Origin of the sequence: Tenacibaculum sp. SZ-18 (assembly GCF_002813915.1) — a bacterium.
GTDB lineage: Bacteria > Bacteroidota > Bacteroidia > Flavobacteriales > Flavobacteriaceae > Polaribacter.
Genome location: NZ_CP019335.1, coordinates 1,768,129 through 1,785,773, shown reverse-complemented (window position 1 = coordinate 1,785,773; position 17,645 = coordinate 1,768,129). Strand labels below are relative to the sequence as shown.

Here is a 17,645-nt window from a genome sequence, read left to right as displayed (position 1 = left end):
AAAATATTGAATCCTTTTGTAAACACCTATAAACTTTGCAAGTATTCTAAGAATAGAATCATAAATGGGATATTATATGTGAAATTAAGTTACTATAGTAGATTATCGATTCTATCAAATGAATTATCTTAGATTTAAATTTAAAATTAACCTAAAATGAAGAAATCAACTTTATTGTTGCTTTTTATGGTTTTAGTAAGTTCAAATATATTCGCGCAAAAGGGATTATTTCAACATACTGAAACATTTACCCATCAAGATTCACTTAGAGGAAGTATTACACCAGAAAGAGTTTGGTGGGATTTAACATATTATCATCTTGATATTTCAGTAAACCCTAATAAAAGATTTATCAAAGGAAAAAATGAGATTAAATATAAGGTTTTAACACCTTCTAATATTCTTCAGGTAGATTTACAAGAACCTATGAAGATTACAAAAGTTACTCAAAATGAAAAAGAACTTATTGTAAAGTCAGAAGGAAATGCACATTTTGTTGAGCTTGAGGAAAAGCAAATAAAAGATAAAGAATACTCCATTATTGTGTATTACGAAGGGTTCCCTAAAGTAGCTAAAAATGCTCCTTGGGATGGCGGTTTTTCATGGAGAAAGGATAGAAATGGAAATCATTTTGTGGCAACGTCTTGTCAAGGATTAGGAGCTAGTGTGTGGTGGCCAAATAAAGACCATATGTATGATGAAGTGGAAAGTATGGATATTAGTGTTCGAGTTCCAAGTAATTTGATGAATGTTTCAAATGGTAGATTACAGAAAGTTGATAAACATGATGATAATACAACCACATATCATTGGGGAGTTAAGAATCCAATTAATAATTACGGAGTAAATGTAAATATTGGAGATTATGTACATTTTGGTGAAAAATATAATGGAGAAGGAGGAAAGTTAGATCTAGATTATTATGTTTTAAGAGATAACCTTGAAAAGGCAAAAGAGCATTTTAAAGATGCTCCTAAAATGATGAAGGCTTTTGAACATTGGTTCGGTAAATATCCGTTTTATGAAGATAGTTTTAAGCTCGTTGAAGTTCCTTATTTAGGAATGGAACACCAAAGTTCTGTTACCTATGGAAATAAATATATGAAAGGATATTTGGGACGAGATTTATCTCGAACTGGTTGGGGACTAAAGTTTGATTTTATCATTATTCACGAAGCAGGTCATGAATGGTTTGCAAATAATATTACGAATAAAGATATAGCCGATATGTGGATTCATGAGAGTTTTACGGCATATTCGGAAAATTTGTTTTTAGATTATTATTACGGAAAAGACGCTTCAGCTGATTATGTTATCGGAACAAGAAGATCGATAGTTAATGATAAGCCAATAATAGGTCAGTATGATGTAAATAATGAGGGTTCTGGTGACATGTATTATAAAGGAGCTAATATGTTACACATAATTCGTCAATTAATAAATAATGATGAAAAGTGGCGAAGTATTTTAAGAGGCTTAAATAAAGACTTCTATCATAAAACAGTAAGTACAGCTGATATTGAGGAATATTTAATTAAAAAATCAAAAATCGATTTATCGAAGATATTTGATCAGTATTTAAGGACAGTCAAAATTCCAGTTTTTGAGTATAAATTCAAAGGGAATAAATTAAAATACCGTTGGAATAATGTAGTAGAAGGATTTAATATGCCTGTAACCATTATAGCTAATAATGAAGAAATTTCCTTGAAACCAACGGAGAATTGGAAAACAAAGAAAATAGGTTCTAAAGAAATTAAAGTTGATAGAAACTTTTACGTGAAATCTATAAAACTCTAAACAGAATAAAATTTAGAATAATAAAAAAGCAGATGGATTTCCATCTGCTTTTTTATTTATTGTATTTATCTTTTAAGCTCTGTCGTACATTTTCTCGTACAGATCAGTATAAATATCTTTAATAATTTGACGTTTCATCTTCATGGTCGGAGTTAGGTGACCACTATCAATAGTCCATTCCTCTGGAGTTAATTCAAAGCGCTTAATTTGTTCCCATTTTCCAAAGTTACAATTACAGTCATCAACCTCCTCTTGAAGTCTAGCGATAACCTTTTCGTTACTTACTAATTTTTTAGCATCAGAGAAGTCAATATCATTTCTTCGAGCCCATTCTGCAATGAAATCAAAACTTGGTTGGATAAGTGCTGTAGGCATTTTTTCACCTTCACCAACTACCATAACTTGCTCGATAAAACGAGATTGCTTCAATTTGTCTTCGAGCAATGTAGGAATTACATATTTACCTCCAGATGTTTTAAACATTTCTTTGATACGTCCTGTGATGCTTAAGAAACCATTTTCCACTTTACCTTTATCACCCGTGTGAAAATATCCATCTTTTATTACCTGTGAAGTTTTTTCAGGGTCTTTGTAATAGCCCATCATAATATTAGGTCCTTTCACTAAAACTTCATCTTGTTCAGAAATCTTAACTTCCACGCCATCTATTATACGTCCAACAGTTCCAATCTTGAATCCGCCATTACGAAGATCATTCACAGAGATTACAGGAGATGTTTCGGTTAAACCGTATCCTTCCATTACGGGCATTCCAGCTGCCGCAAAAACTCTTGCTAATCTCGGTTGTAATGCAGCACTACCAGAAACCATTATTTTTAAGTTTCCTCCTAAAGCAGCTTGCCATTTAGAAAAGATTAATTTTCTAGCAATTGCCAATTGTTTTTCATACAACCAACCATTTGCTCCGTAGGGTTTATATTTTAATCCAAGTTCAATGGCCCAAAAGAATAATTTCTTTTTTATACCGGTTAACTCTGTACCTTTAGCATAAATTTTATCATATATTTTTTCATAAAGTCTAGGAACTGCGGTCATCACATTTGGTTTAACCTCTTGTGCGTTTTCACTTAACTTCTCGATAGATTCAGCAAAATAAATAGAAATTCCACAGAATTGATATAAATATAAAATCATACGCTCAAAAATGTGACATACAGGTAGGAAACTTAAACTAATTCCTTTCCCATCGTCTAAAGGGACGCGCGTTGCACTAGTCAACACATTAGTAACGATGTTGTTATGAGAGAGCATAACACCTTTAGGTTTTCCCGTGGTACCTGAAGTGTAAATTAATGTTGCTAAATCTTCTGGTTTCACAGCATCTTTTCGTGCATCAACCTCATCTTGGTTGCCAGAATCTTTACCAAGTTCTAACACTTCATTCCAGCTTGTTTCACCTTCAATATCATCAAAAGTATAAACTGCCTTTAATTTTGTATTTCCTTTAATCTGATTCAGTTTTTCAATAATTGTAATATCCGATACAAAACAATATGTAGCTTCTGAATGATTTAATACGTATTCGTAATCTTCTTTGGAGATAGTTGGGTAAATAGGAACATTTTGAGCTCCTGTTTGTAAAATACCAATGTCACAAATATTCCATTCTGTGCGGTTGTTGGTAGAAATGATGGCTATTTTATCATTTGGTTGAACACCTAATCTTAATAAACCTCTACTGATTTTATTTGCTCTTTCGATGTATTCTTTAGTAGAAATAGATTCCCAACTTCCGTTGTATTTTGTAGTTAGTGCTTTTTGCAGATTAAACCTTTCCAATTGATAGTATGGAAAATCAAAAAGCCGAGTAATTTCAATCGACATATGTACTTTTAATTTGTGTAGCCCAAATTAATAAAATTACCTTGGTTCTACAAAATTTGTTTTCTGCTGAATTACTGCTTTTTAAAGATGTTTTTTAACATTTTTTCGATATAATTGCTCGGTAAAAGGAAAAATCATAATAAAAACCATAAAAAAATGAGATTACTATTATAGAATAAAACCACTTTGAAAATGAATTTTTCAAAGTGGTTATTTATTTCCAATTTATTGTTCTTTATCAAGCTCTCTAATTAAAGCTTTAATTTTCTTACTCTGAGCTGCAATTAATGCCTGATCAAAAGTTAGATAAGGGTCAGGACGAATAACAGGCTTACCAGCACCACTATCCAGTAAGAAACTAAAATCAGTACCAAACGTTGTTTGCCCTTGTCCATGGCATCCCATACAACCACCCATATTGAACTCTTTTCCTTCGTAAATTGTATTTTTAATTTTCGTATTAAAAGGGTCTCCAAATGATCCATGGAAATTCGTAAGTTTCAAATCAGATTCAATAACATAATTAGCCATAAAGTAGTTGTTGTCACTTGTTCTGTCGTTGTAATCAATGGGAGTTCCTTGAACACCGATTAATTGATAATACTGCCATTTGGAGTTACTACTGTTTTGCGCTATCATATTTTTAACTCTGTTGTTTACTTTTTGTATCGTTTCAGGAATAACTCTTTCTATAGCAGGATTTAATCTATGTGGATCAACATCGCGATATTTTTCTCCATCAACAGTAACTTTGTCAATACCTATAGTTTGAATATCATTATTTCTCTCATCAACCTGCTCCCATGAAGCAAATACAAAAGTTGGGTGATTTTGAGTTTTTCTGATAATGTGCATTCCAATTAAAGCAAATTGTTTCACATAGGCATTAGAATATGTTTTATTTCCAATTACAGAATCTTTAAAGTAAACAGCTTCTTTTATCATATATCTTGATGGTATATCTTTAGAAGGGTCTAACTCTCTAAATGCTAATTTAATTTCTATTGCACCTTCATTGCTTGTATCTTTAGAGCAAGGTAAACAAACATAGCCGTTATTTGTGTTTTCATCAGAATCACACATTTGTTTTTGTGATAATTGTCTCAATCGACTTCTAAAGGCAGTAGTATCGTTACTCTTATCAATTGCCTTATATAAATCTTTATCTGTTGGGAAGTTGTTTTTTAAATAATTATACTCTACTAAATTAGTTTTTGCAGCATATAATACTTCGAATTCATTTTTATGAGCAAAAACATAAGCGGAACCTATTTCATTATCTTCATCTAGTACATTGAAATAATTCTCTAATTTAACAGGGTTTTTTACATTTACTGAAGTTGAATCAACAAAAGTATAAAATGGTTGTCCTTTGCTTAAATCTTTCGTTCTTTTACCATTAGCCGGTCTTAACTCAGATCTATGGATATAGGTTTCCCAAACACTTAAGAAGTTTTCTCCTGTATCGCTGGTGTATTCCCAAGAAGTATCTGGAGTGGTACGTAGATTGTCTTTACCGTAAGATGATTTCCAATTTAGTGCAAAAAATTCTTGCCAAGCAAAAACAGCAAGTTCTTCTTCTGTAGCATCAACTGGAACATCAACGGGTAAAGTATATGAAATCTTTATTTCTTCAATAGGTTTAAAGACAACCGCAGACCCTTTATTTGTAGGTTTACAGCTTGTCAAAAAAACAAGAGTGAATAGCATAGAAAATGGAATCCAAAATTCTAAATTTTGATTTTTACAGGTCATAATTATGTTGATTTTGTAGTTTATAGTCTTAAAATTAGAATAAAAACTTATTCTTTTTACACTCTTTTCCATAAGAGTATGGAATTAAATCATGAAGGAGTATTTAAATGGAATGAAAATAAAGAGACTGGTAAAAAAACAAAAATCGACCAAAGGTTATGTATCTAACCGACTTTAATAGTCAAAATAAAATCTTTATTTAACTATATAAATATGATAAGAACAGATATTAAAGACTGATATTATTTAAAATATTTTTTAATATTTTACATCCTTTAATTAATTCATTATCAGATATGGTTAAAGGAGGTGTAATGCGAACTGCTCTTTTTTCATATAATAACCAAAAGAGAATTAATCCATTTTCCAAAGACTTTAAAACCACATGATCGGCAATTTCCGGAGTTTCCATAATCAAGGCTAGCATTAATCCTCTTCCTCTGATTTCTTTAACTCTTGGATGGTTGAGATGAGCTCGTAAAAGTTGTTCCTTTCTGAGTGCTTCCTTATGCAATTTTTTTGAAAAAATTTCTTCAATGGTTGCATTAGCTGCTGCCGAAATTACTGGATGACCACCAAAAGTTGTAATATGACCTAATTTAGGATTATCTTTTAATGTCGACATAATTTCTTGAGATGAAACAAACGCCCCAATTGGCATTCCACCACCAAGACCTTTTCCTGTTATGAAAATATCGGGAATGACATTATAATTTTGAAATCCCCAAAAAGTTCCAGTCCTTCCAACACCAGTTTGAATTTCATCTAAAATTAATAAAGCTCCTACCTCTTCGCATCTATTTTTTACCTTTTTTAAGAAATCATTCTTTGGCTCGATAAACCCAGCGCCTCCTTGAATAGTTTCTAGAATAACTCCAGCAGTTTTATTGGTGATTTTTTGAATGTCTTCCTCAGAATTAAATTGTAAAAATTTAGTTCCTGGAACTAATGGTCGAAAAGCTCTGTTTTGTTGTTCTGCACCACAAACACTCATGGCACCAGCAGTGTTTCCATGATATGCATTATTCGCCGCTATGATTTCAGACCTGCGGGTAAATCGCTTAGCTAACTTTAAAGCTCCTTCAGTTGCTTCTGTTCCTGAATTTACTAAATAAACTGATGTTAAAGATTCAGGTAAATATTTAGCAATATTTTTACAAAGTTCTAATTGTGGTTTTTGAATAAATTCACCATACACCATGACATGTGTATATTGTTGAATTTGCTTTGTTATAGCTTTATTTACACTTTCATTACAATGTCCAACACTATTGGCTGAAACACCAGCTACAAAGTCTAAATACGCTTTATTATTTTTATCGTAGATATAACTTCCTTGTGCTTTTGAAATTTCAATAGCTAGTGGGTGAGGAGTTGTTTGTGCTTGGTATTTTAAAAAGTCTTCTTTCACTATTTTTCCATATCTAACTTGGACTTCTTTGCTCTTTTCTTGCGTAATTCCTTGTTCAGTTTTGCCTTCGCTCTTTCAACTTCTAATAACTTTTTACGCTCTTTTACTTGCTCTTGCGAATCTTTTATAAAAATATCAGTCATTTTTTTCGGTTGTTCATCTTCTCTCCAGATGAAACCTCTAAACTTTCTGTCTTCTTCAGGAAATTGTGAAGGAGGATAAGTTTTTCCTTCTGTTTCCTTAAAATATTTCGTTTGAACTACCTCATTATTTTCTAGAAGGAATTCAATATCACTAGCAATTTCTTTAGTTATAGTTTCTAACTTTTGAGTTTCGTCATTTCTATTATAGTAAAGAGATTCTGCATTTCCTTTTACCAGCATTACCCTAAGGTCATTATCTTTAAATTTTCCATAGATATTTCTACCTTTTATTTGATTGAAATTCTTAGGATCTAAAGAGTCTTTCTGGATGATAAAAGAATTTCTCAAAACTTTCAGAGAATCCAGAGCGTTAGTGTCTTTACTTGTTTTAAAATGAATACTATCACCGGTAATTTGACTTTTACCTGACCATAAAATTGGATCAACAAACATTTGTGTTAATCCAGTGGTTTGATTTGTATGAATTGAATCGCATTTCCCTTGTAAGTTTTCTTTAAATATTTTTACATTATGATAAGTTCGAATGATTCTATTTTCAGGTTTACCAGTAACAAGAATTGTGTCTCCATGCATATACAGTGAATCTTTTTCCATGATGGAAATAGCAACTGGTTTTTTAATAATAAAAAGAGAATCTTGTAATTCAAAAATTTCGGCGTAATTACCTTTTACAACAAGTTTTTGAATAGTATCAATTACTTTTATTCTATTGGTTGCTGAGGCAAATCCTTTTTTCTTATCGTAGTATAAACTATCGGCTTCAACTGTTTTATCTTTTGAAAACAGTTTCGCATTTTTAACGAAGTATGAAATGTCTGTATTTGTGTCAAAGAACCCTTTTTCTGCATATATTTTTGTGCTATCCTTTCTGTTAAATACAGTGGAAGGTCCATATATGTAGGCTAATTTGGTAGATGTGTAATAATCCAAATGATCAGAATCTAAAATATTATCAGGGTTTACAACATTTACTTTTGTCTTCGCAGAGAATTTTTTATCCTTTAAGAAATAAGTTCCTTTATTACTTTTTAGAGTGTTTATTTTATCTTTTATTACTCCTTTTGTAGGATAGAATAAAATTTGTTCGGTTCTATTAAAATAGAGGGTATCGGTGGAAAGTTTCATTTCTTTATCATTCACTTCTACATTTCCCCAAGATTTAGCAATTTTAGTATTTGCATTATAATTTGCAAAATCAGAATATTGAATGATACTATCTCCTTGTTCAATTACAACTTCTCCGATGGCTTTGAAAATATTTTTCTTTCTGTATAATAAGGCTCTTTTACAATCTAAGGTAGCTCCTTCGTGTGCAACTTTCACATTACCAATTAATATTGTTGCTCCAGGGAATTTTTTTTCATCTGCAGTAGACAATTCAGAAGAAAGGATTTTTATTTTCTTTGTTTGTGAAGAAAGACTAATTCCTATACAGAATGATAAAAAAAGAAATATATTTTTCAAATTTTCGAATTTTATGACACAAAAATAACGAAAAGACTATGCCAAATTCTTAAAATAATATGAAAAAGATTTTTGTAAACTACACTTTAGTTTAGTCGTTACACTATTTAGTCTATGTATTTTTGAAAAAAACTTAGTAATGGAAACAAGGTACATACGTAACAGAATCTATTTGTCACAGGAAGAACAACAACGAATAAAGAATGTTCCAATACTTTTGGGAGGCTCTGGAATTGGAAGTGTTATTGCTGAATGTGCCTTACGTTTGGGTTTTGAAAATATTACGATTATTGATGGAGATCAAGTTGAATTATCAAATTTGAATCGACAGAATTATACCATTGATGATATTAATAAAAATAAAGTACAAGCGCTTCAAGAACGATTGCAACTTATTAATCCGAATGCGAAAATTAATGTGGTAAATGCGTTTTTGACAAACGAGAATATAGAATCTTTTATTAAAGATTATGAGATTGCTATTAATGCGTTAGATTTCACAACTGATATTCCTTTACAATTCGATAAACTTTGTCAGAAAAACGGAATTACAGTTTTACATCCTTATAATATAGGTTGGGGTGGAATTGTAGCCGTTATTACACCCGATGGACTCACACTAGAATCTATTGCAAAACCCAATGAGAAGTTTAATGAAATTCAAATGGTAAAATATATAACCAACTACATGAAATTTTGGGGTGAACCTCAAGAGTGGATTGAAAATGTATTGGAAGAATATTTAAATGAGGAGGAAACATTATCCCCTCCTCAGTTATCTATTGGATCTTGGGTGGTATCAAGCATGTGCGTACACATTATGTTCAATGTTGCAACCAACAAAGAGATTAAAAAGTTTCCAGAGTTTTATTTTTCATCAATTTACAACGACTAAATTAATTTGTTATTCGTTGCAAATACAATTGCCTCAGAAATATTTGCTACTTCCAGCTTTTCAAAAAGTTTCTTTCTATGGAATTTTACAGTGTCGGGTGATACGAAAATAGATTTGGCAATATCGTTAATTGTAAATCCTCTTACCGAGTATCTCAATACTTCTTTTTCTCTTGTTGTAAGACTTATTTTTTCCTCTTCTTTCCAGTAGTTATCCTCTAGATTATATTTAAAAATTTTATTCTCTCCTTTCTTGTAAACTTTAATATTTCCAGAGTTTTGTTCATTTGATAAAGAGATAATACAAATAGCTTTCCAAAGTTTTCCTGTTCTTGTTAAAAATAACGGTGTTAGTTTTTGATTAATAAGAATTTTTTTACCTTCCTTATTCTTTAAATGAAAGTCATAGGAGATTGTGTACTCTAAACGTTCTTCTATGGGTAGTTTTTCATAAAAATCGAATCCGACAGTATTTATCTTTAAAAGTAAGTCTAAATCTTCCTCTATCACATATTTAAAGTAAAAAGCGTATCCCATTTCTTCGACTTCCTCAGGAGTATGTCCAGAGAGAAATAAAGGATTTTCGGAAACATATTCGAATCCCTTTTTTTCGTAATCAATAATATAAATACTTTTATATGTGGTTCTGGCAAACGCTCTAATAGGTGCCAGGTAGTTTTTAGTTTGATTTATGTCCTCTTCAGAAATAGCATTAACGCTATTTTTCAAGGAAAAGAAATCATTGACATTCTTATCCATTTGGCTTTAAAATTTCGGGTGACGACCAAATTTAATGAAACTTCTGTATAAAACAACTAAAAACTACACAAAAGGGTAGAAAACCCTTGAAAGTAAAAGGACTACACTTTTGTGTAATGCTAAAGCTTTGATTCATAAGTAGCTTTGAAAGTGTAAAAATAACACATCAACCATGCTACTAGAAAATAATTTTATTAACCAAGACAGAAACAGAATAATGAGTTTAGTAAAATTCGTTGTTTTAGAAAACTATAAACATCATTCGAACGGAAGTTTACCAATAAATTATCGTGAAAGTATTGACGCTCTATATAATGAAGAAATTGATTACTCAGAAAATTCAGAAGTGTTTATTTCAAGAAATGAAACAGGAGAAATACAAGGAACTATTCGAGTATTAAAATGGAATTATAAAGACGAGCTTCCTATACAGAAGATTTTCGGGATTAATCCTTTGGAGATTACAGGAAATGCCTCTTTAAAATCGATTTGGCACATTGGTCGTTTTGCAATTAAAAAGGAAGTAAGAAATTTGAATCTTCTTAAAAAGCTAATGGTTCAAGCAATTGAACCGATATGTAAAAAGAAAAACTCGATTGCATTTGCAGAATGTGATAATAAGTTATTAAGAATAATGTTAGCTATGGGAATTGAGGCTACAATTATAGGAGAATCAATTAATTATTTAGGTTCTGAGACAATTCCAGTTGCTATGTCTTATGACGGTCTTATAGGTTTTTATAATGCCAATAAATCTTTATTAAAAACTTCAAAAATTAATACGTATCAGTTTGATTTATCTGAAAGACAGACTGCTTAAAAAAAATTACCCCGAAAGTTTAATTACCAAAAGAAACGTACACATGAAAATTGTTCACTTTATAACAGTTTTATTGCTATGCCTAAGTATTACTCAAGCTCAAACTATAGAAGGTAGAGTTGTAGATTCTAACAAAGAACCTATAAGTTTTGCCAATGTTGTTGCTCAGATATCTACAAGTAATAAAATAATTGGAGGTGTAGTTACTGATGAACAAGGAAATTTTAGTTTAAAATTAAATACAGACCAAGAATATTATATAACCATAAGCTTTATAGGTTTTGCCAAGAACACAATACAGTCGAATTCAATTGATGAAAGTAATAATATTGGAACAATAGTTTTAAAAGAACTAGATAATAAACTCGATGAAGTTGTGATTGAAGCCAGAAAAAGGCTCATTACCAGAAAAAGTGATCGCTTGGTTTTTAATGTATCAAAATCATTATCATCAAGTGGAGGAGATATGCTCGATGCGCTTAGAGTAACTCCTGGATTAAAAGTTCAAAATGATGAAATATTTATGATTGGTAAGGACAATATGAGGATTATGATAAATGGTCGACTACTAAAAATTCCTCAACAAGAAGTGTCAAACTTTTTAAGTTCTATATCAGCGGATGATATAAAAAGTATTGAAGTAATTACAAATCCTCCAGCAAAATATGAATCAGAAGGAAACAGTGGATTAATCAACATAATTTATAAAAAGGGAAGAAGAAATTCCTGGAGAAGTAGAATACGTGGAGTGTATACTCAGACAACCTACGCTAAGGGAAGTTTAAGCGGAAACTTTAGTTATCAAAAAGATAAGTTTTCAATGTCGAGTAATTTATACTATACAAATGGATCAAAATTAATCACAGATACAAATAGGTTCTTTTTTACCGATGAAACTTGGGATGGAAACTATCCAAGAAGATATTTTACCGAACCTTCTGTTAGTGCAAGACTATCTTTTGATTATAATTTCAAAGAAGATTTTTTAATCGGAGCTCAATACCTAACAACCTATGGAAGGTTCAGAACAATTAATAGAAATGATCGTGTAAATGTGTTTGATAATACAAATAATACACTTTCGAGAATCATAAGAACAACATCGAATAATTTAGAAGAATCACCAACGCATTCTTTAAATGTTCATACTGAATTTAAGCTCGACAGTGTGAGTAAAATAGAAGTGAATTTAGACTATTTCAATTATTCCAGTGATCAAGACAGAACCTATGATACATTCGGCGAGTCAAACGGTACAATTATTCCGGGAAGTAGAGAAGTGGGAAATAATTTAGGAGATCAAAAGATAGACAATTACTCGATAAGAATGGATATTGAAACTCCAATAAAATGGGCTAGTTTAAGCTACGGAGGTAAACTTTCTTTCACCAAAACAAATAACGCTCTTGCTTTTTTTGATATTACTTCAGGAACACCAGTACAAGATTTAAATAGAACAGATATGTTCACTTACAAGGAGAATACACAAGCATTATATTTTTCACTTGAAAAAATGCTTAGTCAGCAATGGATTGTAAAAGGTGGTTTACGTTTTGAAACTACTCAAACAGAGGGAAACTCAACAAGTTTAAATCAGATTGATATTAACGATTATAGTCGATTATTTCCAACAATAAATGTGAACTATATTGCGAGTCAGAGTAATATCTTCTCTTTAGCTTATAATCAAAGAATCAATAGACCATCATTTGAGTTTTTGAACCCATTTGAGAATGTTCAGAATCCTTTCACAATCATTCGTGGAAATCCATTTTTACAACCATCATTTTCAGATAATTTATCACTAACACATATACACAAGCAAAAATTAGTAAGCTCATTGTATTTCTCAAAAGTCAGCGACGGATTTCAACAATTAGCACAAGTAGATCCTATAACAAATATCCAAGAGATTTCTCCGCAGAATTACTATGAAACTATTAAGATAGGTTTAACTGAATCGTATACATTTTCTAAATGGAAATGGTGGGAAAGTGTAAATGTTCTAGATATCCATTATAGTGACGCAACATCTTTAGTTGATTTCACAAATGCAGGTGAGAGTGGATTTAACACATACATCGCAACAAACAACAGTTTTGTGTTAGACAGTAAAAAAAGAGTAATGGCTAGCGCTAATTTCTGGTACGCCTTTCCTGGAGTGTACGATATCTACACAACATCTGCAACATCCAATCTAGATTTAAGTTTAAAGTTCTTCTTCCTCAATAAAGATTTACAACTTGGATTAAATGCCTACGATGTATTTAGAGGACAAAGAGTTAGAGTAGAAGGAATAACAAATGACGTGAATGTATCCTTCCGTAATTATTATGACACACAAAGCTTTAGAATATCATTATTGTACAAGTTTGGTAACAAGAAAATTCGTGTTGCACGAAAGAAATTTGGGAACCAGGACGAAAAAGATAGAACTAAAGATTAGAAATTATTTAAAATATTGTTTGCAAGCTTAGTCTGAAATGAGTTTAGGACTAAAAATAGGGAACTCAGAATTAATAAATATAAATTTTAACAAAATGAAAAAAATTAAATTAACTAAAGGATTAAAAATCAACAAAGAAGCAATCAGTAAATTACAGGAAGATCAAATGACAGAAGTAAAAGGAGGTAAAGCAGCTTTATCTTGTTTATGGGATTCTTGTAATGGAAGTAGCGAAGAAAAATTAGAGCTATAATAAGCTTTAAGTTAGGGGTAAAGACAACCCATTATATTTATTTCATCCTTTGCCCCTTACACTTTTAAAATCATAAATATTCACACATAAATTTAAATAAAATGAAGAAAATTAAATTAACTAAAGGATTACAAATCAACAAGGAAGCAGTAAGTAAATTACAAGAAGATCAAATGACAGAAGTAAAAGGAGGTAAAGCAGCTTTATCTTGTTTATGGAAGTCTTGTAACAGCAGCAGCGAAGAGTCAATAGAGGCTTAACAGTCTGTTTATTCTCAAAAGGGGAAGAAACCTTGCAAATCAGTTTTTCATTACCCTTTTAGAACTATAATATTAAATAATTATAATCATAAAAAAATCAATAAGATGAATAAAATTAAATTAACTAAAGGATTACAAATCAACAAAGAAGTAGTAAGTAAATTACAAGAAGATCAAATGGCAGATGTAAAAGGTGGTAAAGCAGCTTTATCATGTTTATGGAAATCTTGTAATGGAAGTAAGGAAGATAAGCTAGAGGCTTAATTAATAAAAAAGGGTAAGGACAGGAGACTTTCATCCTTATCCTTTTTTTAAAAACGATGAAGAAAAAAATTAAACAACAAGTTAAATCTTAACAAGGAAGCTTTAGTAAAGTTTCAAGGCTAATTATCAAGTTCTGTTATAGGAATTAAAGGAAAGCCATTATCATGTGTTAGTTTGACAATTAGAGGAAAAGAAAAGTTTGAAAATAAAATATAATTCTAATTCATAGATGGAAACATTACAAAAAATACAAGATTGTTTACAACAAAATACGAATCTGAATGGTATAGGAATAAGTAATGGAGTTTTGGGAAAATCGATGTTCTTTTACTTTAATTATTTGTATACAAATGATGAGAAATGGTTGGAGTTATCTATTTTACTTATCGAAGAATCGCTAGAAAAACTAACGGATACGTACACAAGTATTTCACCTCAAAATGATGTCATTGAAGCAGGTATTTATTTGAACACTCTTTATAAAAATAATGTTTTATCAAAAGATGTAGAATTTATTTTAAACGAATTTAAAGATTTAATTGACGAGATTTTTTTTACTCGATTAAAGGAAGAGGATTTAGATAATATAACAGGGATTTTTGCACCGTTACAATATTACCTTTCTACAGAAACTGTGGAGAAGGAAAAATTAAACCAAGTTTTAGATTTAGTAAAAGTAAAGGCTATAGAAAATGAAAATCAAGCATATTGGTTGTTCAATTTAAGATCACCAGATAAGGCATATGTAGAATTAGGCTATAATCATGGAGTAGCCGGAGTGATCTCCTTTTTAAATGATTGCTATTTACACAATGTACAAAAAAAGGAATGTGAAGTTCTTATTACAAAAGGGCTAAATTTTTTAGAAAAACATCTTGACAGAGATAGTATTTGTTGGTTTCCACAAACAACCGATAAAAATAATCGTTTATACTATCATAATTTATCATATGGGGATTTAGGAATTGGTTTTACGTATTATAAAGCAGGAGAAGTATTAAAGAATTCATACTGGAGTTCATTAGGATTAGATATTCTCGAAAACGCTGCACAATACACCGATGAAAATGAAAAGTACATTAGAGATGCAAATATGATTTATGGAGCTTCTGGTATGTATTCATTTTTTGATATGATGTATCGATTCACAAATAAAACTAGTTTTAAAAAATCAAAAGATTACTGGTACTCAAAAATACTAGAAAAAGGAAATAATAGTACACAATGGGCAGGCTATAATACCTATTATAATGGTATTTATGACTTTGCTCAATTAGGAATGTCACAAGGAATTTTGGGAATAGGATTAACACTTCTATGTAAAGAGCTAGACGTAACAAACGAATATCTAAACTTTTTAAACTTTAGAAAATGGTAACACAAGAAACACTTACGATAAACGAAATTATAAATGAGTATAACTCAAAAATATTATCCTATCCAATAGATCAATTATCGGAAGGACTTACTCAAGGAAAATTAGGGGTTTTATACTATTTCATGTTTTTGTATATCGACACTAAAAAAACAATTTATTTAGATAAGATCACCGATATTCTAATGAATGTTTTTAATTCTTTACAAAACCCTAAAGGAAATGAATTATTAAATGATTCATCTTATGCAGAAGGAATTTCAGGATTAGGTTTCGTTATTGATGATTTAATTAATCATGATTTACTAGACGATGAGTATGGCGAACAAATTCCTGTGCTATGTCAAATAGCATATGAATATTCGAAAAAAATGATACAAAAAGATAATTACGACTTTATGAATGGTTCAACAGGAGTATTATGGTTCTTGTTGAAGGTTAAAAATCGTGAATTATTTAATGGTATTGTCGAAAAGTTATATGAGAAGGCGAATACAGCTGATTATCTTTTTAGTACTGTTTCAGACAATCCATATATAAGTGATATGAACTTTGGCTTTCCACATGGGTATCTTTCAATTGTAAAAGTATTAAACGATGCAAAGAAAGTCTTCGGAGCTAATGAAATGTATGATCAAATTTCAGAGAAATGTATGACAACAATCATAAGTAATTTGAATAAGGATTATACAGTGGACGGGATTCATATTTACAAACCACATAAGTTATACCTAAAAGAAGGGAGGCTTACAGAGCATCAAAATAACAGATTAGCATGGTGTAATAGCGATCTAAGTTTAGCTTTCCTTCTTTATAAAATTAACGCAAATTCAGTTTATTCTGAGATTTTAATGAATATTGGTGAAAATTTAGTGAAAAGAAAAGAGATGAATGTTACAGGTGTTGAAAATCACCATTTTTGTCACGGTTCGTCTGGAATTGCACAATTATTTTTAGAGCTATATCATCTGTCCAAAGAAGAAAAATATTTAGATGCTCATCAATATTGGTTGGCTCGTACCGTAAGTTATTTATGTCAAGATTTATCTAAAGAACTTACTGAGAGAGATATGTCATTATTTTATGGCAAGTTAGGAGCATTACTTGTTTTGAACTCGTCACAAAATGGAACTAATAAAGGCTGGAAACAAGCTTTTTTAATCAATTAAACACAATATAAAATGGAAAATATAAAAATAGGTCTTATTGATTTAGGACAAAGAGATGATTCTACAAGTTTAGAAATTATAGAGCAAATGATTGAATACGCAGTAGAGGCAGATTCTGCAGGTTTTAGTAGATTTTGGTTAGCCGAACATCACTATGCACACATAAAAAATCATCCGTATACAAATCCAGATATATTGTTACCAATTTTAGCTGGAATGACAGATCAAATTAAGGTGGGTTCAGCAGGAATTTCTTTGTCACTATACTCTCCTTATTCTGTAACATGTAATTATAAATTGTTATCAAATTTATATCCAAATAGAGTTGATTTAGGTTTATCTAAAGGATTACCCGATAGCAAGAAAATTGCCGAGTTAGCTCACCCAGAGCTTTCCAGGAAAACAAACCGTGATATTTTTAATAACAATCTTGAGATTATTTCTGATTTGTTGGAAAATGAAGATGCTAATTTAAATAACAATCAAATTCTAATTCCACCATTTAAAGGAGCCAAACCAGAATTATGGTATTTATCTACTTCTTTCAAGAGTTATAAAGAGGCAATTAAGTATGGTACAAATTATTGTGTATCACTTTTTCATAATTTCGGTCAATCTAAAGATTTTAATAAAGAGGAAATAGAACAATTCAAAAAAGAGTTTTATGATGCTCATGGTCGTTATCCGAAAATTGTTATTTCTCTTGCTTTTTATATGGCTCATACGATTGAAGAAGCTGAGTTAAAGGTTAACGAAATGACAGAATATGCCAGAAGTCTTTCTGCAGAAGCATTTATAATAGAGCCAGTAACAGCAGATATATTGCATGAAATTACTCAAAGATATTATGATGAATATGGTTTGGATGAGTTTGTGTTTTACGATGTAGCAGGAACACATAACGAGAAGTTAGAAAATCTTCATGCTATTGCAGAGAAATTTCAAATGTTAACACCAGCTTATTAA

Annotated in this window: 15 protein-coding genes; 10 read left to right on the top strand and 5 right to left on the bottom strand. The window is 30.6% G+C overall.

Features of this window, described 5'->3' with window-relative positions; genetic code table 11:
- The first annotated feature begins 156 nt into the window (after positions 1–156).
- The gene (locus BTO06_RS08065; protein ID WP_100924813.1) at positions 157–1,800 is read left to right on the top strand and encodes a M1 family metallopeptidase; all 1,644 of its coding nucleotides are present in this window, start codon (positions 157–159) and stop codon (positions 1,798–1,800) included.
- Positions 1,801–1,872: 72 nt separating this feature from the next.
- Here BTO06_RS08065 and BTO06_RS08060 read toward each other — a convergent pair whose 3' ends face one another.
- The 4 genes from BTO06_RS08060 to BTO06_RS08045 all read right to left on the bottom strand — a co-directional run bounded on the left by BTO06_RS08060 (position 1,873) and on the right by BTO06_RS08045 (position 8,439).
- The gene (locus BTO06_RS08060) at positions 1,873–3,645 is read right to left on the bottom strand and encodes an AMP-dependent synthetase/ligase (protein ID WP_100924812.1); all 1,773 of its coding nucleotides are present in this window, start codon (positions 3,643–3,645) and stop codon (positions 1,873–1,875) included.
- Between the two features lie 225 nt (positions 3,646–3,870).
- On the bottom strand, positions 3,871–5,472 hold the full coding sequence (locus tag BTO06_RS08055) for a hypothetical protein (protein ID WP_157811779.1): 1,602 nt from the start codon (positions 5,470–5,472) through the stop codon (positions 3,871–3,873).
- A 157-nt stretch (positions 5,473–5,629) separates the two neighbouring features.
- Complete coding sequence (locus BTO06_RS08050) at positions 5,630–6,811, bottom strand: aspartate aminotransferase family protein (protein ID WP_100924810.1); 1,182 nt, start codon at positions 6,809–6,811, stop codon at positions 5,630–5,632.
- On the bottom strand, positions 6,811–8,439 hold the full coding sequence (locus BTO06_RS08045; protein ID WP_100924809.1) for an OstA-like protein: 1,629 nt from the start codon (positions 8,437–8,439) through the stop codon (positions 6,811–6,813). Before BTO06_RS08045 ends, BTO06_RS08050 begins: the two co-directional genes overlap by 1 nt.
- A 139-nt stretch (positions 8,440–8,578) precedes the next feature.
- Here BTO06_RS08045 and BTO06_RS08040 point away from each other — a divergent pair, with 139 nt between their 5' ends.
- Entirely contained in the window at positions 8,579–9,334 is a 756-nt protein-coding gene (locus tag BTO06_RS08040; RefSeq protein WP_100924808.1) for a HesA/MoeB/ThiF family protein, read from the top strand.
- On the opposite strand, the gene BTO06_RS08035 is transcribed toward BTO06_RS08040, so the two are convergent.
- Entirely contained in the window at positions 9,331–10,092 is a 762-nt protein-coding gene (locus BTO06_RS08035) for a response regulator transcription factor (RefSeq protein ID WP_100924807.1), read from the bottom strand. The genes BTO06_RS08040 and BTO06_RS08035 overlap by 4 nt on opposite strands.
- Positions 10,093–10,309: 217 nt before the next feature.
- Between BTO06_RS08035 and BTO06_RS08030 the strand changes: the two genes are divergently transcribed.
- The 8 genes from BTO06_RS08030 to BTO06_RS08005 all read left to right on the top strand — a co-directional run bounded on the left by BTO06_RS08030 (position 10,310) and on the right by BTO06_RS08005 (position 17,645).
- Complete coding sequence (locus BTO06_RS08030) at positions 10,310–10,912, top strand: hypothetical protein (RefSeq protein ID WP_157811778.1); 603 nt, start codon at positions 10,310–10,312, stop codon at positions 10,910–10,912.
- Positions 10,913–10,955: 43 nt separating this feature from the next.
- A complete protein-coding gene (locus tag BTO06_RS08025) occupies positions 10,956–13,358 on the top strand; it encodes an outer membrane beta-barrel family protein (RefSeq protein WP_100924805.1) in 2,403 nt (800 codons plus the stop codon).
- A gap of 94 nt (positions 13,359–13,452) precedes the next feature.
- Positions 13,453–13,611, top strand: coding sequence for a class I lanthipeptide (locus BTO06_RS08020; RefSeq protein WP_157811777.1), 159 nt, complete (start codon positions 13,453–13,455; stop codon positions 13,609–13,611).
- Between the two features lie 101 nt (positions 13,612–13,712).
- Positions 13,713–13,871: a class I lanthipeptide gene (locus tag BTO06_RS18445; RefSeq protein ID WP_157811776.1), complete on the top strand. Its 159-nt coding sequence runs from the start codon at positions 13,713–13,715 to the stop codon at positions 13,869–13,871.
- A gap of 105 nt (positions 13,872–13,976) precedes the next feature.
- Positions 13,977–14,135: a class I lanthipeptide gene (locus tag BTO06_RS18440; protein WP_157811775.1), complete on the top strand. Its 159-nt coding sequence runs from the start codon at positions 13,977–13,979 to the stop codon at positions 14,133–14,135.
- A gap of 229 nt (positions 14,136–14,364) precedes the next feature.
- A complete protein-coding gene (locus BTO06_RS08015) occupies positions 14,365–15,513 on the top strand; it encodes a lanthionine synthetase LanC family protein (protein WP_100924803.1) in 1,149 nt (382 codons plus the stop codon).
- Positions 15,507–16,679, top strand: a complete 1,173-nt coding sequence (locus BTO06_RS08010; RefSeq protein WP_100924802.1) for a lanthionine synthetase LanC family protein — start codon at positions 15,507–15,509, stop codon at positions 16,677–16,679. The genes BTO06_RS08015 and BTO06_RS08010 overlap by 7 nt, the downstream gene beginning before the upstream one ends.
- Before the next feature lie 12 nt (positions 16,680–16,691).
- A complete protein-coding gene (locus BTO06_RS08005) occupies positions 16,692–17,645 on the top strand; it encodes an LLM class flavin-dependent oxidoreductase (protein ID WP_100924801.1) in 954 nt (317 codons plus the stop codon).